The sequence below is a fragment of the Streptomyces sp. NPDC096040 genome, assembly GCF_040303265.1.
In the GTDB taxonomy this organism is placed as follows: domain Bacteria; phylum Actinomycetota; class Actinomycetes; order Streptomycetales; family Streptomycetaceae; genus Streptomyces.
Map to the genome: position 1 here is coordinate 331,964 of NZ_JBEOTA010000002.1, position 21,181 is coordinate 353,144.

Below are 21,181 nucleotides of genomic sequence, written 5' to 3' on the forward strand. Positions count from 1 at the left end.
CACCTGTTGACTGTGAGTGTGCGCTTGGGAGTGGCGAGATGAGCCGGGTCTATCCGTTCGACGATGCGGCGACGGCCCGGGCTGTCATCGGCGAGGACGGCACACTGGTCGAGTGGAACGAGGGCGCACAGCGGCTCCTCGGCCACCCGGCCCAGGATGTCGTGGGCCGGCCCGCCGCGCTGCTGATCGCCGGGGACCCACCGCCCGCGCCCGTCGGCGCCCGCTGGCACGGCACCCTCCCACTCCGTCACCGGGACGGCCGTACGATCCCGCTCTGGCTGCTCGCGCACCACCACGCGGCACACGACGAGCGTCCCGGCCGCTGGCTCGTCTTCTCCCCGGTGACGGGCGGCGAACCGCCCGCCCCTGACCATCCGCTGGCCACGGCCGCACTGGCCCAGTCGCCGTGCGCGCTCGCGGTCTACGACGAGCACCTGCGGCTGCGCCTGCAGAACGACGCGATGGCCGAGGTCGTCGGGCTGCCCGGGGAGCGGATCCAGGGGCTCAGGGTCACCGAGATCGGCGGCAAGCCGCAGAGCGAGGAACTGGAGCAGAACATGCTCCGGGTGTTGGCCTCGGGCCGCCCCCTGGACGTGCAGACCTATGCGCGCACCGGCGGCGAGGACCGGGAGCACGCCTGGCTGGTCCGGCTGGCGCCGATCACCGATGACTCGGGGCAGGTGCGGGGGGTGAGCCTGGCCGCGCACGACTTCACCGAGATCTACGAGGCCAGGGAGCGGCTCCAGCTGGTCAACGAGGCGAGCGTGCGCATCGGCAGCACCCTGGACGTCACCCGTACGGCCCAGGAGCTGGCGGACGTCTGTGTGCCTGCGCTCGCCGACTTCGTCACCGTCGACCTGCTGGACCCGCCGGAGAACGGCGGCGACCTCCCCACCCGGCTGACGGCGCCGGTCACGCTGCGCCGCATCGCGCACCAGTCCGTGCTGCCCGGCGTCCCGGAGGCGGTCCTCAAGCCCGGCCACAGCGAGTCCTACCCGACCTCCTCACCGCACGCCGTCGCGCTGACCGCGGGACGCAGCATCGTGGCCGAAGGGGCGTCCGGCGAGATGGCGCAGTGGTTGGACTCGCACAAGCTCCGCGGGGAGCGGGTGCGCGAGTTCGGCGTCCACACCTCGATGGCCGTGCCGATCCAGGCACGCGGGACGACCCTGGGGGTCGCGGTGCTGACCCGGCACCAGCGGCCCGACCCGTTCGGCCCGGACGACGTGCTGCTGGCCGAGGAGATCACGGCCCGCGCCGCCGTCTGCATCGACAACGCCCGCCGCTATTCCCGCGAGCGCGAGACCGCCCTGGCCCTGCAGCGCAGCCTGCTGCCCCGGACGCTGCCGCACACCGCCGCCCTGCAGGCCGCCTCCCGCTATCTGCCGGCCGCCCGGGCCGGGGTGGGCGGCGACTGGTTCGACGTGATCCCGCTGTCCGGGTTGCGGGTCGCCATGGTCGTCGGAGACGTCGTCGGCCACGGTGTGCAGGCCTCGGCCACCATGGGCCGGCTGCGCACCGCCGTGCGCACCCTGGCCGACATCGACCTGGCCCCGGACGAGCTGCTCACCCACCTCGACGACCTGGTGGTCCGGCTCTCCGAGGAGCACGGCGGCGACGGCAGCCCCGGCGAGGTCGGCGCCACCTGTCTGTACGCCGTCTACGACCCGGTGTCCCGGCGCTGCACTCTCGCCCGTGCCGGGCACCCGCCCCCGGTGGTGCTGCGCCCGGGCCACCGCCTCCACGAGGTGGACCTGCCCGCCGGTCCCCCGCTGGGCCTGGGCGGGCTGCCGTTCGAGTCCACCGAGATCGAGCTGCCCGAGGGGACCCTCCTGGCCCTGTTCACGGACGGGCTGATCACATCCCGGCACCAGGACCCGGACACCGGCCGCCGACTACTGCACGAGGCGCTGGCCGCCTACAGCGACTCGCTGGACGAGACCTGCGACCGGATCCTGCACGCCCTGTTGCCGTCGGGCGGCGTCGCCGACGACGTGGCCCTGCTGCTGGCCCGCACCCAGGGCCTGCCGCCGTCCCGGGTGGCGACGTGGGACATCCCCGCCGACCCCGCCCTGGTCGCGTCGATCCGCAAGCAGGTCGTGGAGCAGCTGGACAGGTGGAACCTGAGCATGGCCGCCTTCACGACGGAGCTGGTGGTCAGCGAACTGGTCACCAACGCCATCCGCTACGGCTCCCACCCCATCCGGCTCCGCCTGATCCACGACACGACCAGGCTGATCTGCGAGGTCTCCGACACCAGCCACACCGCCCCGCACCTGCGCCGGGCCAAGACCTGGGACGAGGGCGGGCGGGGCCTGCTGCTGGTGGCACAGCTGACCCAGCGCTGGGGCACCCGGCACACGGCCGAGGGCAAGACGATCTGGGCCGAGCTGTCCCTGTTCGAGGAGGACACCCCCTAGCAGGCCCCTGTGCTCTTCAGGACGACCAGCTGCCGGGTCGCCCGGGTCATGGCGACATAGCGGTCGACGGCGCCCTCGACGCCCGTGCCGAAGTCCTCCGGGTCGACGAGGACGACCAGGTCGAATTCGAGCCCCTTCGACAGCTCCGGGGTCAGCGACCGGATCCGGGGCGTCGGGGTGAAGGCGGGATCGCCGATGACGCAGGCGATGCCCTCGGCGTGGGCGGCGAGCCAGCCCTCCAGGACCGGGGTCAGCTGCTCGACGGATCCGTGGACGACGGGCAGGCCGCTGCCGCGGATCGAGGTCGGCACGTTGGCGTCCGGGAGCGCGGCCCGGATGACCGGCTCGGCCTCCGCCATGATCTCTTCCGGTGTGCGGTAGTTGATGCTGAGCGAGGCCAGGGTGATCCGGTCGAATCCGACCCGCTCCAGGCGTTCCCGCCACGACTCCGTGAACCCGTGCCTGGCCTGGGCGCGGTCCCCGACGATGGTGAAGCTCCGGGACGGGCAGCGCAGCAGCAGCATCTGCCATTCCGCGTCGGTCAGTTCCTGGGCCTCGTCTACGACGATGTGCGCGAACGGGCCGGCGAGCAGGTCCGGGGTGAGGGTGGGCAGTTCGGACTCGTCGACCAGGCTGACCTTGGCGTCCTCGCCGCGCAGCATCCGTACCAGGCCCTCGCCGTCGTCACCGTCGGCGCCGGAGTCGACGGCGGCCCCGATCAGGTTGTCGACGACCTGTGCCATGCGCTCGCGCTGGGCGGCTAGCGCGGCCTCCTGCCGCCGCCTGCGCCGGGCCGCCTCCGGGTCGCCGAGCCGCTGCCGGGCCGCGTCCAGGAGCGGCAGGTCGGACACCGTCCAGGCCTGGGCGTCGGCACGCTGGAGCAGCCGTACGGCGTCGCGGTCGAGCCAGGGGGCGCACATCCGCAGATAGGCGGGCACCGACCACAGGTCCCCGACCAGGTCGGTGGCCTCCAGCAGCGGCCAGGCGCCGTTCAGGGTGTCGACCAGCTCCCTGTCCTGCTGGAGCGACCTGCGGAAGCGGTCGGGCGGGACGTCGTCGCCGGCGTACTTGTCCAGCAGGAGGGTCGTCAGTTCCTCCCAGATCTGGTCGCGGCCCTCGTTGTGCGGTGTGCCCGGCCCCGGTGCCCGGAACGCGTCGGCCCAGTCGTCGGCGCTCAGCCACAGGTCGCCCCAGTCGGTGGCGACCGTCATCCCCTCGGCGGGCGGCTCCTCATAGAAGCGGACGGCCGTCTCGATCGCCCTCACCATGTCCACGGTCGACTTCAGGCGGGCCACCTCGGGGTCGGCCTCGGGAGTCGCCGCGGCTCCTTCGTCGACGAGGTCGGCCAGGACGCAGGTCTGCACGCCCTCCTCGCCGAGGCTGGGCAGCACGTCGGAGACGTAATTCAGGTAGGGCCGGTGCGGGCCGACGAACAGCACACCGCCTCGGCGGTGCCCGAGGCGCGGGTCGGAGTACAGCAGGTGGGCGGTGCGGTGCAGGGCGACGACCGTCTTTCCGGTGCCCGGGCCGCCGTCGACGACGAGAGCGCCCCGGGATCCCGCGCGGATGATGGCGTCCTGGTCGGCCTGGATGGTGGCGAGCACGTCCCGCATCCGCTCCGACCGGTCGGCGCCGAGGCTCGCGATGAAGGCGGACTGGTCGTCGAGCGCGGCGTGCCCTTCGAGCCCGTCGGCGGTGAACACCTCGTCCCAGTAGTCGCTGATCCGGCCACCGGTCCAGCGGTATCTGCGGCGGCTGCGCAGCCCCATCGGGTCGGCGTGGGTCGCCGCGAAGAACGGCTCGGCCGCCGGTGACCGCCAGTCGAGCAGCAGCCGACGGCCCTCGCTGTCGGTGAGGCCGAGCCGGCCGATGTACACGGGCTCGGGGTCGTCCGCGGCGACCATGTGCCCCAGGCACAGGTCCAGGCCGAAGCGGCGCAGGGTGCGCAGCCGTCCGGTCAGCCGGTGGACCTCGATGTCCCGGTCCATCGCGGCCCGGCCGGTTCCGCCGGGCGCCCTGAGTTCGGTGTCGAGGCGGTCGGAAAGGTCGGCGATCGTCTCGTCGAGGCAGCGCGCGATGGCGGCGAAGTGGCGCTCGTCGTCGTCGATCAGCGCCGGTGCGGCCTTGGCGGAGAGGCGTTCGGGGAGGTCGAAGGCACGGGTGGTCAGGGGGTTCACTGCATCAGCTCCGTTGGGGGGGTGCCGGGCGCGGCGGCGGGTGCGGGCGGCTCTGCTTCCGTGCGGTTCATGGAAAGTCCATGCGCCGCACGGGACAGCCGTGGGTTTCATGGGACATCCGTGCGCCTCATGCGGAGATGGGCGGTGTCTCCCGGCCGGCCTCGTCGAGCAGGAGCTTCGCGGCGACCGTCGCGCCGTCGGGGCGGATGTCTCCGGCCACAGCGGCCGCACGGGCGCGGGTCCCGGGGGCGAGGGCGGTCGCGAGCGCGGTCGAGAGGGAGTCGGCGGTCGGGGTCGGGCCGTCGTGGGCCACGCCGATGCCCAGCTCGGCCACCCGGGCGGCCCAGTGCGGCTGGTCCACGATCTGGGGGACGACCACCTGGGGCGCACCGGCCAGGGCGGCGGTCGTCGTGGTGCCCGCGCCGCCGTGGTGGACGACGGCGGCCACCTGCCGGAACAGCGCCTGGTGGTTGACCTCGCCGATCGCGAGGCAGTCGTCCCGGTCGTCGATCGGGGCGAGGTCGGCCCAGCCGCGCCCGACGAGCACCCGACGGCCCCGGGCGCGCACCCCCTCGACGGCCGCCCGGGCGGCGTCCGGCGCGACGCGCATCGCCATGCTGCCGAAGCCGACGTACACCGGCGGCTCACCGGCCGCCAGGAAGGCCGCCAGCTCGTCCGGAAGCGGGCGTTCGTCCGGCAGCAGCCACGCCCCGGTCTGCACCAGGTCGAGGTCCGTCAGGTCCTGCCACGGTCCCAGGACCGGGTCCGCCGCCAGCCACGGCCGGCCGGTGAGGACGTGGGCGCGGACGTCGTCCACCGGTGGCAGTCCGATCGCCGCCCGATGGGTGTTCAGGGCCTCGCCGTACAGCGCGTCCACCCGCTCGGCGTCCACCTTCCACAGCGTCCGCAGGTCGGCGTCCGGCGGGGCCGGGCGGCCGGGGCGGCCCGACGGCGGAAAGTGCGAGGACGGCATCCCGAAGGGATGGGGGCACGCGAACACGTACCGGATGCCCAGCTTCTCGGTCACGGACCGCACGCCGGCCGGCATCAGGCCGGTCGCCACCACAGCGTCGCACCCCTCGGCCGCGGCGGCGACCACGTCGAAGTGCGCGGCGACCAGGTCGGCAGCGAGCCGGAACGCGTCCGACGGCTGCGGATTCGGCCTGGTCACCACCGAGCGCACCGACGGCCCGAACGGCACATGCGCCACGCCCGCCCGGGCCAGCAGCTCGGCGAACTCCTGGTCCGGCGGGGCGCACACCCGTACCTCCGCGCCGAGTCCCCGCAGCGCCGACCCGAGTCCCGCCATCGGTTCGACGTCCCCGCGCGATCCGTATCCCATCAACAACACACGCACTTGGCGAATCCCCCAAATACCGCTGGTTCTGGCTTCGGCCTGCGATTTTGCGGGACGAGGGGGGCCTTGCCGCAAGCCCCCCTGTGCGCTATAAGTTGAGAGTGGCAAGGAGTGGTTGAATTCCTTGCCTTGTTTGTTGCTCCTTGCCTTGTTCGTCGCCTGTCACGGCGCGCTGAGCCAAGGCCGGACCTGCTTACGGGCCTCGTGCAGCCGCGACTTCAGCGTCCCCAGCGGAATCCCCACCCGTTCGGCGACCTCGGCGTAGTCCAGCTGGCAGATGTCCCGGTACACCAGCGGCGCGACCAGCTGCGGATGCTCCCGCTCCAGCCGGTCCAGCGCCTCCAGCAGATCGATCCGGGAACCGGCGATCACGCTGGTGGTGCGCGGGTCGACGTGCTCGGCCGGTTCGATGGTCGCCGGCTGCTCCGCCGCCCGCCGCTTCAGGTCCCGGTACTTCTGCCGGGAACAGTTGGCGACGACCGTGTACAGCCAGGTGCTGAAGCGGCTGCGGCCCTCGAAGGTGGAGATCTTCCGGGAGATCTGGAGCAGCACGTCCTGGGCCGCCTCCTCGGCGTCCTCGCGGCACGGCAGAAACCGGGCGCAGCGTCGTACGACGTCGGGCCAGACCTCGGCCAGCAGCTGGTTCAGGGCCAGCTGGTCGCCGGCGGCGGCCCGCCGGGCGAGGTCTTCGGTCAGCACGGCGTCCGGCACGGGAGGTCCCCCTCGAAGTCGATCTCAGGCCAGGCATGATAGTCGTATGCAACCACTGGAGCGGATCGGCCGCTATCGCCTCGAACGGCGCCTGGGCACCGGTGCCTTCGGGACGGTCTGGCTCGCCCACGACGACCAGTTGGACGCCTCGGTCGCGGTGAAGGTGCTCGCCGACAACTGGTCCCACCGTCTCGACATCCACGACCGCTTCCTGTCCGAGGCGCGACTGCTGCGCCGGGCCGACTCGAAGCGGGTGGTGCAGGTCTACGACATCGGCGAACTCCCCGACGGGCGGCCGTACTTCGTGATGGAGTACGCCGACGCGGGCACCCTCGCCGATCTGCTCGCGGCGGGGCCGCTGCCGGTCCTCGACGCGCTGCGGCTGACGGCGCTGGCGGCGCGCGGCGCGGCGGATCTGCACGGGGCGGGGATCGTGCACCGGGACATCAAGCCGACCAATGTCCTGCTGCGCACCACGCAGGACGGCACCCGGCGGGTGCTGCTGGCCGACCTGGGGCTGGCGAAGAGCCTGGCGCAGGCGTCGGGGCTCACGCTCGCCGCCGGTTCGGCGGGCTATCAGCCGCCGGAGCAGGCCGAGCCCGGCGAGGGCATCGACGCACGCGCCGACGTGTACGCGCTGGGTGCGGTGGGCTACGAGCTGGTCACCGGGACGGTGCCGGGGGCGCCCGGGAAGGTGGTGCGGCCGGAGCGGCTGCGGCCGGACCTCGGGGACGACGTCCAGCGGGCCCTGATGCGGGCCCTGGAGCCGGACCGGCAGCGGCGCTGGCCTTCCGCGCAGGCCTTCGCGGACGAGCTGGACCGGCTGGCGGCAGCCGCCGCGGCGCGCCGGCCACGGCGCCTGGACGGCGTCCGCAGGCACCTCAACGCGATCACGCTGACCGTCGCCGCGGTCCTCGCGGCCGGGGGCACGGCCCTCGCGGTCACGCTGGTCGACCGGAACGGCTCGGCGGGCGACGAGGTGAAGATCACCGACTCCACCGGGCGGGTGGTGGCCGAGGTGCCGTCCGGGTGGGCGGGTGAGCTGCGCAGCTCCGGCTGGAATCCCAAGGCCCTGGGGCTGGCCTCCGGGCACGAGCCGGGGCTGGAGGTCGCCGACGACGTGTCGGAGTGGCAGGACCTGACCACCGCGGTGAACGGCGTGTTCATCGGCCTGAGCGAACACGGCGACGTCACGGCCAAGGTGAGCGCCCTGTCCCATTCGCAGTGCCACTACGACGGCAGCCGCACCTTCACGAGCACGTCCTGGAAGGGCCGGGTCCGCACCTGGAGCGACTGTTCCGGCGCCGGCGGCTCGATCCAGGAAGCGGCACTCGCCCCGGCCGACGGGGACGACCAGCCCCGGGTGTATGTCCAGATACGGCAGAAGGGAGCCGTCGACGACACCGCCACGGACGGCATACTCCGGTCGATCCGGGTCACCTGACTCGATGAATCACGGCGTGCCCTCGAACTTTTCCGCCGTTTCTCGCATCGGATGGGAGTGACGGCGCACGGAGCGCCTCGGGCACGCCCTCGCAGCGTGCCGCAGAACAACCAGGAGTGTGGAGAGACATGGCGCACACGTCCCAGTCCTTGCGGCGCGGGGCGGCCCTGCTCGCGAGCACGGTCGCCGCCCTGGGCCTCCTGACCGCCTGTGGCAACGACAGCCCGGGCAAGTCGCCGGAGTCGGTGTCGGGCACGGCCGCGCCCGCGACCGGCGACTCGGCGGGTTCGAGCGCGTCGGACACCGGTGCCGCCCCGTCCGGCACGGCGTCCTCGCCGGCGTCCCAGAACACCGGCTCGACGGCAGGCAGCGGCGGATCGACGAGCGGCGGCGACGGCACGACTCCCGCCACCGCGACCGGCAGCCGCTGCCACACCTCCGAGCTGACCGCCTCGGTGGGCGGCAACGACCCGGGAGCCGGTCAGGAGAACTTCCCGATCGTGCTCACCAACAAGTCGGGCCGCACCTGCACCGTCCGTGGCTTCCCGGGCGCGGCCTTCGTGAACGCCTCCGGCACCCAGCTAGGCTCCGACCCGCAGCGAGAGTCCGGCAGCACCCCCGCCACGGTCACCCTCAAGCCCGGCCAGAGCGCCTGGGCAGGGCTGACCTTCTCCAACCCGGAGATCAGCGGCGCCAAGACGGCGACCCCGGCCGCGCTCAAGGTCACCCCGCCGGACGAGCGTGACTCGCTGAAGGTCACCTGGAAGGGCGGCACGGTCCCGGTCTCCGGCAACGCCTCCTCCGTACGGCTGTCCGTGTTCAGCGCCGGTACCGGTGCCTGACCGGCCCGAACGCCGGCCGCCCGGGTCCTGATCACCCCGCACCCGGACCCCGCTGCCCACTCCCCCCGGGCAGCGGGGTTCGTCATGTCCGAACCACAACTGTCACAGGCGTGCAACACACGCCCTCGGCTCCGATCTTTTTCGCCGGCCCGTTCATCGAACCCGTCGACCACACAGCAGGAGGGCCCCGCGAGGGGCCGGGGCGACGGAATCGGGGACGAACATGAGCGGCATCTCTCGCAGGCGGGTCCTGACGGCGGGCGCGACGGCGGGCGCCCTCGGCGCACTGGGCGCGGTGTCGGGGTGCTCGAACGGCAACTGGACCGTGGGCGGCGGCAGTTCGGCCGACGGCGGCAAGAGCGGCGGCGTGCCGGCCAAGCCGCTGAAGCTCATCGGGGACGGCTCCACCGCCGACACCGGCGCGCAGCCGCACCAGCCGAAGGCGACGCGCCTGGCGGCCGGCGCCAAGCCGCCGCAGTTCGTGGTGTTCTCCTGGGACGGCGCGGGCGAACTCAGCAACAAGCTGTTCTCCCGGTTCCGCAAGGTGGCAGCCGACCACGGAGCGAAGATGACCTTCTTCCTGTCCGGCATCTACACCCTGCCCGAGGCCAAGAAGGACCTCTACCGGCCGCCGCAGCACGCCGTCGGCGCCTCGGCGATCGGCTACCTCTCCGACCGGCACATCCACAACACCCTCCAGCAGGTGCGCGCCGCCTGGCTGGAGGGCCACGAGATCGGCACCCACTTCAACGGGCACTTCTGCGGCAGCGACGGTGTGCGCAACTGGTCTCCCGCCGAGTGGCGCAGCGAAATCGACCAGGCGATCGACTTCGTCACCAAGTGGAAGACCAACACCGGCTTCACCGACCTGGACCCGCTGCCCTTCGACTACCGCAAGGAGCTGATCGGCGGCCGCACCCCCTGCCTGGAGGGCCAGACCAACCTGCTCCCGACGGCGGCCGCGCTCGGCTGGAAGTACGACGCCAGCTCTCCCGGCGGTCTGCAGATCTGGCCGGGCAAGGTGCAGGGCAACCGCATCTGGGACTTCCCCCTGCAGTCCATACCGTTCTCCGGGCACTCCTTCCAGGTCCTGTCGATGGACTACAACATGATGTACAACCAGTCCGCCGGTAACCCGCTGGGCGACAAGTCCCAGTACGACGCCTGGCGCTCCCAGGCCCGCGACACCTATCTGGCGGGCTTCGAGCGGGCGCACTCCACCAACCGGGCGCCGTTCTTCATCGGCAACCACTTCGAGCGCTGGAACGGCGGCATCTACATGGACGCCGTCGAGGAGGCGATCGGCAAGATGGCCGAGTACGACGATGTGCGCTTCGTGTCCTTCAAGCAGCTGGTGGCGTGGCTGGAGGCGCAGGACCCGGCGGTGCTGCGCACCCTGCGTACCCTGAACCCGGGACAGGAGCCGACGGGCGGGTGGGCTGAGTTCCTGGGCACAGCGGGTACCCGGTCCTCGTAATCGGTCCGTCTGCTTTCATGGGCGGGCCGCACCTGACCACGCCCCGAGGAACGCACCCTGAACACCCCGCTCGCCGAAACCCTGTCCGTCCTGCTGCTCGCCGCCGTCCTCGCCTGGGCCGTGATCCGGCCCCGCGGCTGGCCGGAGGCGGTACTCGCCGTACCGGCGGCGGGGGTGGTGATCGCCACCGGGGCGATCTCGCTGGACCACACCCGGGCGGAGGCCGAACGGCTCGGCCCCGTCGTCGGTTTCCTCGCCGCCGTCCTGGTACTCGCCCACTTCTGCGACGTGGAGGGGCTGTTCAAGGCCTGCGGGGCGTGGATGGCCCACTGGGCGGACGGCCGGCCGGTACGGCTGCTGACCGCGGTGTTCGCCCTGGCCTCGGTGATCACCGCCGTACTGAGTCTGGACGCGACGGTGGTACTGCTGACCCCGGTGGTGTTCGCGACGGCGGCCCGGTCCGGGGTGCGGGCCAAGCCGCACGTCTACGCCTGCACGCATCTGTCGAACACCGCCTCGCTGCTGCTGCCGGTGTCCAATCTGACGAACCTGCTGGCGTTCGCGGCGAGCGGGCTGAGCTTCACCCGGTTCGCGGCGCTGATGGTGCTGCCCTGGCTGGTGGCGATCGGCGCCGAGTACGTGGTGTTCCGGCGGTTCTTCGCCCGCGATCTGTCCTCGGCGGCCCCGGGGTCGAAGGACACCGGAGAGCCGCCCCGGCTCCCGCTGTTCGCACTGGTGACGGTGGCCTGCACGCTCGCCGGGTTCGTGCTCACCTCCGCCCTCGGGATCGACCCGGCGTGGGCCGCGTGCGCGGGTGCGCTGGTGCTCGCCGGGCGGGCACTGGTACGACGCCAGGCGACACCGCTGTCGGTCGTGAAGGCGGCCGCACCCGCGTTCCTGGCGTTCGTGCTCGCGCTCGGGATCGTGGTGCGGGCGGTCGTCGACAACGGGCTGTCCGACGCGCTCGGGCAGGTCCTCCCGGGGGGCACGGGGCTGCCGGCCCTGCTCGGCATCGCCGCGCTGGCCGCCGTACTGGCGAACATCGTCAACAACCTGCCGGCGGTGCTTGTGCTGCTGCCGCTGGCCGCGCAGACCGGGCCGGGCGCGGTGCTGGCGGTGCTGCTGGGCGTGAACATCGGGCCGAACCTCACCTACGCCGGTTCCCTCGCGACACTGCTGTGGCGCAGGATCGTGCATCAGCACGACCACGGGGTGGACCTCGGGGAGTTCACCCGGCTGGGGCTGATCGCCGTGCCGACCGCGCTGGCCGGTGCGGTGGTGGCACTGTGGGGGGCGCTCCAGGTGGTCGGGATCTAGACGGGAGGCCATGGACATGCGGGTGATCGTCTGGCTGGTCGAGGGGACCTGGCCCGCCTGTGTGGACGCGGCGCGTGACTACGCGCGGGACGCGTCCGAGGTGGTGCTGCTGCACGTGGCCGAGGCGGGGGTGCCCGGGCTCGCGCACGGCGCGTTCGTGGGGCTGCTGGGCCGGGCGGGTTCGGAACCGGACCCGGAGCAGCGGTTGGTGGAGCACGGCGGCACGGCGGCGGCGGAACTGCTGGACGCGGCCGAGGCACGGCTGGGGCGGCCGTGCACCCGGCTGGAGCGGACCGGGCGCGTGGAGCGGGAGGTGGTGGCCGCCGCCGAGGGCGCCGCTCTGCTGATCGTGGCCAGGGACGGCGACCGGTCCCGGCTGGGCCCGCACAGCCTGGGCAAGGCGGTGCGGTTCGCCGTCGACCACGCGCCCTGCCCGGTGCTGCTGGTGTGGCCGGAGGGAGCGCCGGACCTGACGACGATGCCGCCCCCGCCGCCGCACCACCACTGAGCCGGTACCGGCTCAGTGGCCGTGGTGACCACCACCACCGCCGCCGTAGCCGCCGCCGTACCCCCAACCGTCGCCGTACTGGCCGCCGCCGTAGCAGTAGCCGGGGTACTCCTCGCACGGGTTGTAGCCGGGGGCGCTGCTCGACGGCGTCGGCTGCGCGGTCGTCCTCGACGCCGACGGGGTGGGCGTCGGCGTGGGGGCGGGGGTCTTCGCGGCCTTGGTCGTGGGGGTGGCCGACGGGGTCGGGGTGGGTGCCGGGGTGGTGTCGGCGTCCCAGTTGACGATCTGCATCTGCAGGTCGGGCTGGGAGGTGTCCATCACCCAGCGCTGGGCGGCGACGTTCGCCCGGGTCTTGACCACCAGGGAGCCACCGCCGTCGGTGGCGGCCGGGGCGAGCGCCAGGTCCTGGTCCCAGCGGGGTACCAGGGCGCCCTGGAGGGTGAAGTCATAGCGGATGCTCCGGCCGGCGGTCCCGGAGGCGGCCGAGCACGGGGCGAGCTGGACGGAGTAGCCGAGGTGCGAGTCGAGGCACAGGCCGGGGTCGGCGCCGTTGCGCAGCAGCCCGTCGTTCTCGTACGTCCACTGCTGGCCGGCGGCCGAGGAGCACTCGGCGAGTTCGGTCTCGGCGCCCTTGGCGGGCTTCTTGCCGACCACGCCGATGCACAGGCCGGAGGCGTTGTTGTGCAGGCGCCCGCGCAGGGTGCCCTGGGCGGTCTGGCTGGTGCCGATCCAGGACGGGCCCGAGCTGGAGGTGCCCTTGCCGGGCGTGGCGGAGGGCTTGCCGGCGGCCGCCGGGCCGGAGTCGTCGCCTGAGCCGAGCACCGACCACAGCACCAGCGGCAGTACGAGGAGACCGCTCACCGCGCCCACGGCCACGGCGAGGTTGCGGCGGCGCACCCGGCGGGCGGCCCGCTGCTTGGCGCGGCGGGAGAGGGCGGGGTGCACGATCAGGTCCTTGCCCGGCGCGCCCGGCGCCGGCGCGAAGGCCTCGCCGCCCGCGAGACGGCCGTGGGGCGTGGCCTCCTGTTCGGCGGGCTCCTCGGCGAGGCCGGCCCGCGACTCCACATAGGTGTGGGCGCCCCAGCCGAGCACGGCCTCGGCCAGGGCGAGGCCGAGGCCGTGGCCGCCGTTGAACTGGTGGAGCTGGTCGGCGGTGTGCCGGCAGTGGGTGCAGCCGTGGAGGTGCTGCTGGAGGTCCCGGTCGATGTCGACGCCGCCACGCCGGAATGTCACGTCGATCATCCGGACGTACCGCTGGCACTCGTCCTCGTGGGCGAGTTCGCGGTGCACCTGGAGGCACTCCTCACGCAGCCGCTCGCGAGCCCGGCGCAGTTCGACCCGCGTGTCCTGCTCGTCGAGGCCCAGCAGTCCGGCGGGGGTCGACAGCGGTTCCGACTCGACCTCGGTGTGCCACAGCACGGCCCGTGAGGACTGGGTCAGGCGCTGGAAGGCGCGGGAGAGCAGTCGCCGGTTCGCGGGCGGGAGCAGCCGGGAGGCGGCCCGCTCCCCCTTGCCGACTCGCAGTTCGGGATGCAGGAGTTCGCTGCGGCCGTCGTTGTCCCATTCGGCGGCGATACGACGGACGGTGACCAGCAGTTGGGGACGCCAGGCGGCGGTGGGGCCGGTCTGGCGGAGGGATTCACCGAAAAGCCGGGTGAATGCGGCGGTGGTGAGCATTCCCGCGCCGCGGGTTCCGTCGGTGCACAGACGGGCGTAGGCGAAGGCCGCTTCCCAGTGCCGGTCGAGGAGTTCGCCGACGGGGTGCAGCGCGGGCGCGGCGCCCGTCCATTGCTTGAGCTCGGCGCTGAGCTGCTCGTCGGTGACGTCGAACGGCCGGGCGGGGGCAGGGGAATTCCCCAGGCCTGCGTCATTCACGGCGGCATTCCTTCCAGACGCAACGCGGGATTTAGTCCATACCAACTGGTATGCGACCGGTATGCGACCCGGCCGAGGCCATGATCGGATGGGCCTGTTGGGGGTTCGGCCCTCGAACGTCCGCCGACGGCAGCTCTTTTGAAGCGTGAGGGGCGTACGGGAGCGGCCTCGCGCATGCGGGGGTGAAAATAATTGTCCGCATGCCGACACGGCACACCTTTGCACAGGCCAGCAGGGCAGAACAAGGGATCTCAGGGTTTTGCGCATTGCCCGGAGCTTGCGTTAATTTGACGAAACGTCAATGAGTGTGCCAACACATTGTCGTTGTATCGACATCGTAATTCCGGCGGGGATTCGGGGCGGACCGCCCCGCCGGCGACACCAACCATTGAACCACGGCCCGACCTGCGCATGCCGCCCGGCCGACGGTGTCCGCGAACCAATGGCCGCGGGTTTTACGGACGTTCACCGGAACGGTAGGCCCCGGGCGGGACACCGTATCTTTCGCGGAAAACCCGGTTGAAATGGAACGGGCTGGGAAATCCGGACGCGGCGGCGACCCGCTCGACGGTCAGGTCGGTGCTCTCCAGCAGCCGGGCGGCGTGTCGCAGCCGCGCCTCGCGCAACGCGCGCATCGGGGGCACGCCGGTCTGCCGGGTGAAGAGGTGGGCGAACCGGGACGGCGACAGTGCGACACGCGCGGCGAGCGTGCCGACGGTGTGCGGGGCGCCCGGGTCGGCGGCGATCAGTTCCTCGGCGCGGCGCACGCGTCCGTCCCGGGCGTCCGGACCGGGTGGCGTCCGGTGCGCGCCGGCCGTCGCGAGCAGGACCACCTCCTCCAGCGCGCAGAGGGCGAGTTCGCGAGCCGCGCTGCCGTACGCGACAGCGACGGGCGCTTCGCCGGGTGCGGCCGCGGGCGGGGCGCCGCTGCCGGTCCAGCGGGAGTCGGCCAGCAGCCGGTGGAAGGCGGCTTCGATCCGGGCGTGCGTGTCGTCCGGGGCGCCGACGGCGTACACACCGTCGCCCACGTTGCACGGGCCCAGCCACTGGGCCCAGCCGGCGCGGGCCTGGCAGTGGGTCCACCAGAAACGCCAGCGGCTCGCGCCGGGCGCCACCGTGTAGGTGTGCGGGACGCCTGGGGCGAGGACGACCAGGTCGCCGGGGCGGGCGTGGGCCTGTGCGGTGCCCTGCCGGAGCAAGCCGCGGCCGTCCGTGGTCCAGGTGAACAGCCAACTGCTCGACCCCCGGGGGCGGTTGATCCGGTAGCCGGGGCCCTGGTCGTAGCGGCCGGTGACGACCATGCCCGGCGGCGGGGCCGGGACAGCAGCCCCGGGCAATCCCTCAGCGGTCATGGGCATCCTCTCCGCGAGTGCGTCGGCCTAGCGTGACAGGCCCAGGGCACCGGACCGAGGAGCGCGGGTATGACAGTCACGGGCATCGACACCGCCATTCTGCGGCAATTCGAGGAGGACGGGTTCACCGTCGTACGCGGGTTGTTCGGGTACGACGAGATCGACGGGTTGTGTGCGGAGTTCGCGGCGCTGCACGCGGCGGGGCGGCCCGTGCCGGGCCACTTCCAGCCGGGGCCGACGGCGGATCCTCTCCACCGGTATCCCCGTGTCATGCAGCCGCATGAAATCAGCGCGCTCGCACGGGAGTTCCTGCTGGACGCGCGGCTGCGGGTGATCCTGGAGGGGCTCTTCGCGGAGGAGGTACTGGCCGCGCAGAGCATGTTCTACTTCAAGCCGCCGGGGGCCCGGGGGCAGGCGCTGCACCAGGACAACTTCTATCTGCGGGTGGCACCGGGAACGTGCGTCGCCGCGTGGGTCGCCTGCGAGGAGATCGACCGGGACAACGGCGGGTTGGAGGTGGTGCCGGGGACGCACCGGATGGAGCTGTTCTGCCCGGAGGAGTCGGATGCGGAACTGTCGTTCGCGCGGGAGTACGTGGCTCCGCCGGAGGGGCTGGTGACGGTGCCGGTCGATATGGGGCCGGGGGATGTGCTGTTCTTCAACGGGAGTCTGGTGCACGGGTCACAGCCGAACCGGTCCGGGGACCGGTTCCGGCGGTCGTTCATCGGGCACTACGTGGGGCGGTCGGCGGTGCGGATCGGGGAGTACTACCGGACGTTGACGATGAACGGCGAGAGGGTTCCCCTGCTTGAGAGCGAGGGGGCCGGTCCCTGCGGGACGGAGCGGTTGTGATGCGGGGCGCGCCTCAGTGACCGGCGATCGAATGGGGGCCGTAGGACTGCTCCAGTTCTTCGAGTTCCTTGTCGCTGAGCTTCAGGTCCACTGCCGCAACCGCGTCCTCGATGTGCTGGGGCTTGGACGCGCCGACGATCGGGGCCGTCACCGTGTTCTGGTGGAGGAGCCAGGACAGGGCCACCTGGGCTCGCGGGGCGCCCCGGTCGCCGGCGATGCGGGTGACCGCCTCGACGATCGCGCGGTCGCCCTCCTGGTAGAGGCGGTCGCCGAAGTTGTCGTTGGCGCTGCGCTCGGTGACCGTGCCCCAGTCGCGCGTGAGGCGGCCCCGGGCCAGCGGGCTCCACGGCAGCACGCCCACGCCCTGGTCGGCGCAGAGCGGCAGCATCTCGCGCTCCTCCTCGCGGTAGAGGAGGTTGTAGTGGTTCTGCATGGAGACGAACTTGGTCCAGCCGTTCCGCTCGGCCGTGTACTGGGCCTTGGAGAACTCCCAGGCGTACATCGAACTCGCCCCGATGTACCGCGCCTTGCCCGCCTTGACGACGTCGTGCAGCGCCTCCATCGTCTCCTCGATCGGCGTGTCGTGGTCGAAGCGGTGGATCTGGTAGAGATCGACGTAGTCGGTACCGAGGCGGCTGAGGCTGTGGTCGATCTCCGTGAGGACCGCCTTGCGGGACAGACCGCCGCCGTTGGGGCCGGGGCGCATCCGGCCGTGCACCTTGGTGGCGAGGACGATCTCGTCGCGCTGGGCGAAGTCGCGCAGCGCCTTGCCGACGATCTCCTCGCTGGTGCCGTCCGAGTAGACGTTGGCGGTGTCGAAGAAGTTGATCCCCGCCTCCAGCGCCTGCCGGATCAGCGGGCGGGACGCCTCCTCGCCGAGGGTCCACTCATGGGTGCCGCGGTCGGGCAGGCCGTAGGTCATGCAGCCGAGGCAGATCCGGGACACGTCCAGACCGGTGCGGCCGAGCTTCACGTACTCCATCGTTGTCTCCCACCGTCGAGATCACGTCGTACAGAGCCGAGCGTACGTCGGCCCGCCGTGCGGTCCCGCGTCACTGGGCGGTAATCGGACGCCGTCAGCCCCGCTCCAGCAGGTCCAGCGCCCGTTCCCAGGCGAACTCGGGGCGCCGGCCGTCCACTTCGGTTCCGCCGGTGTGCGGGTCGCCGAAGCGGACGCCCAGCCCGCGCAGCCGGTTCAGGCTCTCCTGGTAGGCGGGGTGAGCGGCCAGCGCGTCGGCGACACAGGGCAGGACGGCTATCGGGACGCCCAGGCCGAGGGCCTCGCAGAGGGTGCCGACAGCGAGGGTGTCGGCGAGCCCGGCGGCCCATTTGTTGACGGTGTTGAAGGTGGCGGGGGCGACGACCACCGCGTCCGGCGGCGGGAAGGGGCGCGGGTCGGAGGGCCGGCGCCAGGCCGACCGGACGGGGCGGCCGGTGCGGGCCTCGGCCTCGGCGGTGTCGAAGAAGCCGTTCACGGCGACCGGTGTGGCGATGACCCCGACCTCCCAGCCCCGTTCCTGGGCCGCGGTGATCAGCTTGCCGACGCCCGAGGCGATGCCGGCCGCGCAGACGACGAGGTAGAGGAAGGGCTTCGAGGTCGCATCGGTCATCCCGAAACCCTATGCGGGTGCTAGCGGAGCGGGAACGACAGGCCCCACTCGGACTCCGGACGCGGACCGTGGAGACGGCGTTCGCGCTCCTCGATCCGGACGTCGTTGATGCCGGCCTCGCGCCGGGTCATCAGCCCGTGCTCGTCGAACTCCCAGAGCTCGTTGCCGTACGACCGCCACCACTGGCCGGCCGCGTCGTGGCACTCGTACTGGAAGCGGACCGCGATGCGGTTGCCGTCGAAGGCCCACAGGTCCTTGCGCAGCGCGTACTCCAGCTCGCGCTCCCACTTGGCGGTGAGGAACTCGACGATCTCGACGCTGCCGGTGACGAAGGCGTCGCGGTTGCGCCAGACCGAGTCCTCGGAGTAGGCGAGCGCCACACGCCGCGGGTCGCGGGTGTTCCAGGCGTCCTCGGCGGCCTGGACCTTCTGGGCGGCGGTCTCACGGGTGAAGGGTGGCAGGGGCGGACGGTCGGGCATGATCTCCTCCTCAAGTGGAGAACGCACGTTCTCACGGTCGCTGCTAACGTATGAGAACGTACGTTCTCTCGTCAAGGAGCGATCCGGGAATGGTGATGGACAGCGCGGTCGCGCGGGAGCAGGCCCTGGACGCCGCCGAGCGGCTGTTCTACGGGCGCGGGGTGCAGTCCGTCGGCATGGACGACATACGCGCCACCTCCGGGGTCTCCCTCAAGCGGCTCTACCAGCTCTTCCCCGCGAAAGAACAGCTCGTGGTGGCCTATCTGGAGCGCCGGGACGTGCGCTGGCGGCAGCGGCTCGCCGAGCATGTCGAGCGGCAGACGGATCCCCGGGAGCGGCTGCTCGCCGTCTTCGACTGGCTGGCGGGGTGGTTCGGCGAGGAGGACTTCCGGGGGTGCGCGTGGATCAACGCGTACGGCGAACTGGGGGCCAACTCCGAGCGGGTGGTCGCCCAGGTGCGGGGCCACAAGCGGGCGTTCCGGGACTACCTGGCGGGCCTGGTGGCGGGCGCCGGGCTGGACGCCGCGCTCACCGGGCCGCTGTTCCTGCTGGCCGAGGGGGCGATGGTGACCGCGGGCATCACCGGGAGCACGGAGCCCGCGGCCGAGGCGCGCGAGGCGGCCCGGGCGCTGCTGCGCGACCGGTGAGGTCAGGCCGCGGCGAGCGCCGACAGCGCGGCCCGGGCCGCCGCGAGGGAGTCGGCGGCCGCCGCTTCCCGGCCGGCCAGGTGGGGCAGCACATCGACGCGGGTCAGCTAGGCGACGACCGGGTGAAGGTCTTCCGGGCGCACGCCGAGCCGGCCCAACCAGGCCTTCAGGTACGGAGTCCGGAAGTCCGGGGACGGCCGGCCGGTGTCCGGGCCGTAGGCGCCGCCACGCGCCATGACGGCCACCACCCGGGTGCCGGCCAGCAGACTCTCCCCCGTGTCCGGGTGGAGAAAGGCACCGGGGAACGTCACCCGGTCGATCCACGCCTTCAGGGCGGCGGGCACCTGCTCGCCCCGGACGTGGTCCGGCGTGCCGACCCCGCGGCCCTGCCGCCGGGCGTGGCGGCGGAGCTGCGGGGTGCCCGGGCGGTCGCCCAGGGCACGGTGCTGCTGCGCCGGCGCGCCCGGTTCGCCGTACCGGCGCTGGTCGACGGCCGGACCGGTCTCGCGGTCGCCCCGCGCGGACGGCTGCTGTACGTCCTGCGGGTCACCGTCGAGGGCGACCGGGTGACGGCGTACGAGGTGATCGCCGACCCGGCGCGGCTGCGCGGGCTGGAGCCGGCGGTGCTGGAGGCACCGCCGGCTGTTGCTAGCCCGTCGGTTCCTTGACGGTGATGGCGTGCACCGGGCAGGCCCGGGCCGCCTCTCGGACCAGCGGGTCGCCGCCGCCGTCCTCCTTGCCGGGGAGCAGTGTGCTGAAGCCGTCGTCGTCCTGGGTGAAGACGTTCGGAGCCGTCATGGCGCACTGGCCGGATCCGATGCAGACGTCCGTGTCGATCTCGATGTGCATGGCAGGAGCCTCTTACCAGGTCACGGGGAGTTCCAGCATCCCCTGGATCGTGTCGCCGGGTTTGAAGGGAATCTTCTCCGGTGGCGCGGCCAGCCGCAGGTCCGGCAGCCGCTCCCACAGGGCGCCGAGGGCGATCTCCAGCTCGGTGCGGGCGAGGTTCTGGCCCAGGCACTGGTGGATGCCGAAGCCGAAGGCCACATGGTGGCGGGTCGGGCGGTGCCAGTCGACGGTGTCAGGGTCGGCGTACACGGACTCGTCGCGGTTGATGACCGAGGTCGCGAAGAGCACGCCGTCGCCCTTGCGGATGGTGGTGCCGGCCACCTCGATGTCCTCCAGGGCGACACGCAGCAACCCGTCGGCGATGGAGAGCATCCGCATCAGTTCCTCGACGGCGGCGGGCAGCAGGGCGGGGTCGGTGCGCAGTTCGGCGAGCCGCTCGGGCTGCTGCAGCAGGGTGAAGGTACCGAGCGAGATCATGTTGGCCGTGGTCTCGTGCCCGGCGACCAGCAGGATGAGGGCGAGTGCGACGACCTCGGCGCGGTCCAGGGCACCCTCACGCAGCCGCTCGTGGACGAGGTCGTCGAGGACACCTTCGCCGGGCGCCTCGTCCCGGCTCTTACGGTCGACCAGGTCGCCCAGGTAGGCCTCCAGCCTGTCCCGCGCGTCCAGGGAGTCCGCGGGCGCCGGGCCGCGCAGCAGCCGCCGGGACTGCGCCTCGAAGAACTCGTGGTCCGCGTACGGCACACCGAGCAGGTCACAGATGACCATGGACGGCACCGGCAGGGCGAAGGCGCTCACCAGGTCGGCCGGCGGTCCCTGGGCGATCATCCGGTCGAGCAGCCCGTCGACGATCCGCTGGATGGCCGGCCGCATCCCGGTCGCCCGTTTGAGGGTGAAGTCCGGGATCAACATCCGGCGCTGGGTCTGGTGCTCGGGATCGTCGAGTCCTAGCAGGGCGACCTGGCGGCGCTCCCGCGCCGCCGCGAACCGGGCGTTCGGCATCGGGAAGTCTTCCCGTCGGCGGTCGCTGGAGAGCCGAGGGTCGGAGAGCAGCGCCCGGGCTGTGCCGTGGCCGGTGACCGCCCAGGCCGTGCGGCCGTCGTAGAGAGTGACACGGGACAGCGGGGTTCCGTCGCGCAGTGGGTCGTAGCCGGTGGGCGGGTGGTAGGGGCACGTGCGGTCCTGCGGCCAGGCCACAGGGTCGGCCGGGCGGTCAGGAATCGTGGATTCCGTCAGGTCCGTCAGTTCGTTCATGGAAGACCTC

At 72.5% G+C, this 21,181-nt stretch carries 20 protein-coding genes; 9 read left to right on the top strand and 11 right to left on the bottom strand.

Annotated elements, in window-relative coordinates:
- The first annotated feature begins 38 nt into the window (after nucleotides 1-38).
- Nucleotides 39-2,420 (top strand): SpoIIE family protein phosphatase, encoded by a 2,382-nt coding sequence (locus ABTY98_RS03330; RefSeq protein ID WP_352219149.1) that lies wholly within the window; start codon nucleotides 39-41, stop codon nucleotides 2,418-2,420.
- On the opposite strand, the gene helR is transcribed toward ABTY98_RS03330, so the two are convergent.
- From helR to ABTY98_RS03345, 3 genes are all read right to left on the bottom strand, one after another.
- Complete coding sequence (gene helR, locus ABTY98_RS03335) at nucleotides 2,417-4,597, bottom strand: RNA polymerase recycling motor ATPase HelR (protein WP_352219150.1); 2,181 nt, start codon at nucleotides 4,595-4,597, stop codon at nucleotides 2,417-2,419. The two genes, ABTY98_RS03330 and helR, sit on opposite strands and share 4 nt — an antisense overlap.
- A gap of 127 nt (nucleotides 4,598-4,724) precedes the next feature.
- Nucleotides 4,725-5,906 carry a glycosyltransferase gene (locus ABTY98_RS03340; protein WP_352219151.1) on the bottom strand — a complete coding sequence of 394 codons (1,182 nt, stop codon included), beginning with the start codon at nucleotides 5,904-5,906 and terminating at the stop codon, nucleotides 4,725-4,727.
- 210 nt (nucleotides 5,907-6,116) lie between these two features.
- On the bottom strand, nucleotides 6,117-6,665 hold the full coding sequence (locus ABTY98_RS03345; RefSeq protein WP_352219152.1) for an RNA polymerase sigma factor: 549 nt from the start codon (nucleotides 6,663-6,665) through the stop codon (nucleotides 6,117-6,119).
- Between the two features lie 46 nt (nucleotides 6,666-6,711).
- Between ABTY98_RS03345 and ABTY98_RS03350 the strand changes: the two genes are divergently transcribed.
- From ABTY98_RS03350 to ABTY98_RS03370, 5 genes are all read left to right on the top strand, one after another.
- On the top strand, nucleotides 6,712-8,109 hold the full coding sequence (locus ABTY98_RS03350; RefSeq protein WP_352219153.1) for a serine/threonine-protein kinase: 1,398 nt from the start codon (nucleotides 6,712-6,714) through the stop codon (nucleotides 8,107-8,109).
- A 128-nt stretch (nucleotides 8,110-8,237) separates the two neighbouring features.
- Nucleotides 8,238-8,951, top strand: coding sequence for a DUF4232 domain-containing protein (locus ABTY98_RS03355; RefSeq protein ID WP_352219154.1), 714 nt, complete (start codon nucleotides 8,238-8,240; stop codon nucleotides 8,949-8,951).
- Between the two features lie 223 nt (nucleotides 8,952-9,174).
- Nucleotides 9,175-10,428, top strand: a complete 1,254-nt coding sequence (locus tag ABTY98_RS03360) for a polysaccharide deacetylase family protein (RefSeq protein WP_352219155.1) — start codon at nucleotides 9,175-9,177, stop codon at nucleotides 10,426-10,428.
- A gap of 57 nt (nucleotides 10,429-10,485) precedes the next feature.
- Nucleotides 10,486-11,745 (top strand): arsenic transporter, encoded by a 1,260-nt coding sequence (locus ABTY98_RS03365; protein ID WP_352219222.1) that lies wholly within the window; start codon nucleotides 10,486-10,488, stop codon nucleotides 11,743-11,745.
- A 16-nt stretch (nucleotides 11,746-11,761) separates the two neighbouring features.
- On the top strand, nucleotides 11,762-12,253 hold the full coding sequence (locus tag ABTY98_RS03370; RefSeq protein ID WP_352219223.1) for a universal stress protein: 492 nt from the start codon (nucleotides 11,762-11,764) through the stop codon (nucleotides 12,251-12,253).
- A 12-nt stretch (nucleotides 12,254-12,265) separates the two neighbouring features.
- On the opposite strand, the gene ABTY98_RS03375 is transcribed toward ABTY98_RS03370, so the two are convergent.
- Complete coding sequence (locus ABTY98_RS03375) at nucleotides 12,266-14,128, bottom strand: RICIN domain-containing protein (protein WP_352219156.1); 1,863 nt, start codon at nucleotides 14,126-14,128, stop codon at nucleotides 12,266-12,268.
- A 455-nt stretch (nucleotides 14,129-14,583) separates the two neighbouring features.
- On the bottom strand, nucleotides 14,584-15,486 hold the full coding sequence (locus ABTY98_RS03380; protein ID WP_502994128.1) for a helix-turn-helix domain-containing protein: 903 nt from the start codon (nucleotides 15,484-15,486) through the stop codon (nucleotides 14,584-14,586).
- A 63-nt stretch (nucleotides 15,487-15,549) separates the two neighbouring features.
- Between ABTY98_RS03380 and ABTY98_RS03385 the strand changes: the two genes are divergently transcribed.
- Nucleotides 15,550-16,332 carry a phytanoyl-CoA dioxygenase family protein gene (locus ABTY98_RS03385; protein ID WP_352219158.1) on the top strand — a complete coding sequence of 261 codons (783 nt, stop codon included), beginning with the start codon at nucleotides 15,550-15,552 and terminating at the stop codon, nucleotides 16,330-16,332.
- A 13-nt stretch (nucleotides 16,333-16,345) separates the two neighbouring features.
- Here the strand turns inward: ABTY98_RS03385 and ABTY98_RS03390 are convergent, their stop codons facing one another.
- From ABTY98_RS03390 to ABTY98_RS03400, 3 genes are all read right to left on the bottom strand, one after another.
- A complete protein-coding gene (locus ABTY98_RS03390) occupies nucleotides 16,346-17,314 on the bottom strand; it encodes an aldo/keto reductase (RefSeq protein ID WP_352219159.1) in 969 nt (322 codons plus the stop codon).
- Nucleotides 17,315-17,408: 94 nt separating this feature from the next.
- Complete coding sequence (locus ABTY98_RS03395; protein ID WP_352219160.1) at nucleotides 17,409-17,942, bottom strand: flavoprotein; 534 nt, start codon at nucleotides 17,940-17,942, stop codon at nucleotides 17,409-17,411.
- 20 nt (nucleotides 17,943-17,962) lie between these two features.
- Nucleotides 17,963-18,421 (bottom strand): nuclear transport factor 2 family protein, encoded by a 459-nt coding sequence (locus ABTY98_RS03400; RefSeq protein WP_352219161.1) that lies wholly within the window; start codon nucleotides 18,419-18,421, stop codon nucleotides 17,963-17,965.
- 95 nt (nucleotides 18,422-18,516) lie between these two features.
- Here ABTY98_RS03400 and ABTY98_RS03405 point away from each other — a divergent pair, with 95 nt between their 5' ends.
- The gene (locus ABTY98_RS03405; RefSeq protein ID WP_352219224.1) at nucleotides 18,517-19,068 is read left to right on the top strand and encodes a TetR/AcrR family transcriptional regulator; all 552 of its coding nucleotides are present in this window, start codon (nucleotides 18,517-18,519) and stop codon (nucleotides 19,066-19,068) included.
- A 107-nt stretch (nucleotides 19,069-19,175) separates the two neighbouring features.
- Here ABTY98_RS03405 and ABTY98_RS03410 read toward each other — a convergent pair whose 3' ends face one another.
- Nucleotides 19,176-19,412: an NAD(P)H-dependent oxidoreductase gene (locus ABTY98_RS03410; RefSeq protein WP_352219162.1), complete on the bottom strand. Its 237-nt coding sequence runs from the start codon at nucleotides 19,410-19,412 to the stop codon at nucleotides 19,176-19,178.
- 15 nt (nucleotides 19,413-19,427) lie between these two features.
- On the opposite strand from ABTY98_RS03410, the gene ABTY98_RS03415 reads away from it, so the two are divergent.
- Nucleotides 19,428-19,736 carry a hypothetical protein gene (locus tag ABTY98_RS03415; protein WP_502994129.1) on the top strand — a complete coding sequence of 103 codons (309 nt, stop codon included), beginning with the start codon at nucleotides 19,428-19,430 and terminating at the stop codon, nucleotides 19,734-19,736.
- Here the strand turns inward: ABTY98_RS03415 and ABTY98_RS03420 are convergent.
- Entirely contained in the window at nucleotides 19,717-19,917 is a 201-nt protein-coding gene (locus ABTY98_RS03420) for a ferredoxin (protein ID WP_352219163.1), read from the bottom strand. The two genes, ABTY98_RS03415 and ABTY98_RS03420, sit on opposite strands and share 20 nt — an antisense overlap.
- Nucleotides 19,918-19,929: 12 nt before the next feature.
- A complete protein-coding gene (locus tag ABTY98_RS03425; RefSeq protein ID WP_352219164.1) occupies nucleotides 19,930-21,171 on the bottom strand; it encodes a cytochrome P450 in 1,242 nt (413 codons plus the stop codon).
- Nucleotides 21,172-21,181 lie beyond the last annotated feature (10 nt).

Coding starts and splice junctions, on each gene's coding strand:
- ABTY98_RS03330 (WP_352219149.1), top strand. CDS start 39: ATGAGCCGGGTCTATCCGTTCGACGATGCGGCGACGGCCCGGGCTGTC.
- ABTY98_RS03340 (WP_352219151.1), bottom strand. CDS start 5,906: ATGGCGGGACTCGGGTCGGCGCTGCGGGGACTCGGCGCGGAGGTACGG.
- ABTY98_RS03350 (WP_352219153.1), top strand. CDS start 6,712: ATGCAACCACTGGAGCGGATCGGCCGCTATCGCCTCGAACGGCGCCTG.
- ABTY98_RS03355 (WP_352219154.1), top strand. CDS start 8,238: ATGGCGCACACGTCCCAGTCCTTGCGGCGCGGGGCGGCCCTGCTCGCG.
- ABTY98_RS03360 (WP_352219155.1), top strand. CDS start 9,175: ATGAGCGGCATCTCTCGCAGGCGGGTCCTGACGGCGGGCGCGACGGCG.
- ABTY98_RS03370 (WP_352219223.1), top strand. CDS start 11,762: ATGCGGGTGATCGTCTGGCTGGTCGAGGGGACCTGGCCCGCCTGTGTG.
- ABTY98_RS03380 (WP_502994128.1), bottom strand. CDS start 15,486: ATGCCCATGACCGCTGAGGGATTGCCCGGGGCTGCTGTCCCGGCCCCG.
- ABTY98_RS03385 (WP_352219158.1), top strand. CDS start 15,550: ATGACAGTCACGGGCATCGACACCGCCATTCTGCGGCAATTCGAGGAG.
- ABTY98_RS03390 (WP_352219159.1), bottom strand. CDS start 17,314: ATGGAGTACGTGAAGCTCGGCCGCACCGGTCTGGACGTGTCCCGGATC.
- ABTY98_RS03395 (WP_352219160.1), bottom strand. CDS start 17,942: ATGACCGATGCGACCTCGAAGCCCTTCCTCTACCTCGTCGTCTGCGCG.
- ABTY98_RS03400 (WP_352219161.1), bottom strand. CDS start 18,421: ATGCCCGACCGTCCGCCCCTGCCACCCTTCACCCGTGAGACCGCCGCC.
- ABTY98_RS03405 (WP_352219224.1), top strand. CDS start 18,517: ATGGACAGCGCGGTCGCGCGGGAGCAGGCCCTGGACGCCGCCGAGCGG.
- ABTY98_RS03420 (WP_352219163.1), bottom strand. CDS start 19,917: ATGCACATCGAGATCGACACGGACGTCTGCATCGGATCCGGCCAGTGC.
- ABTY98_RS03425 (WP_352219164.1), bottom strand. CDS start 21,171: ATGAACGAACTGACGGACCTGACGGAATCCACGATTCCTGACCGCCCG.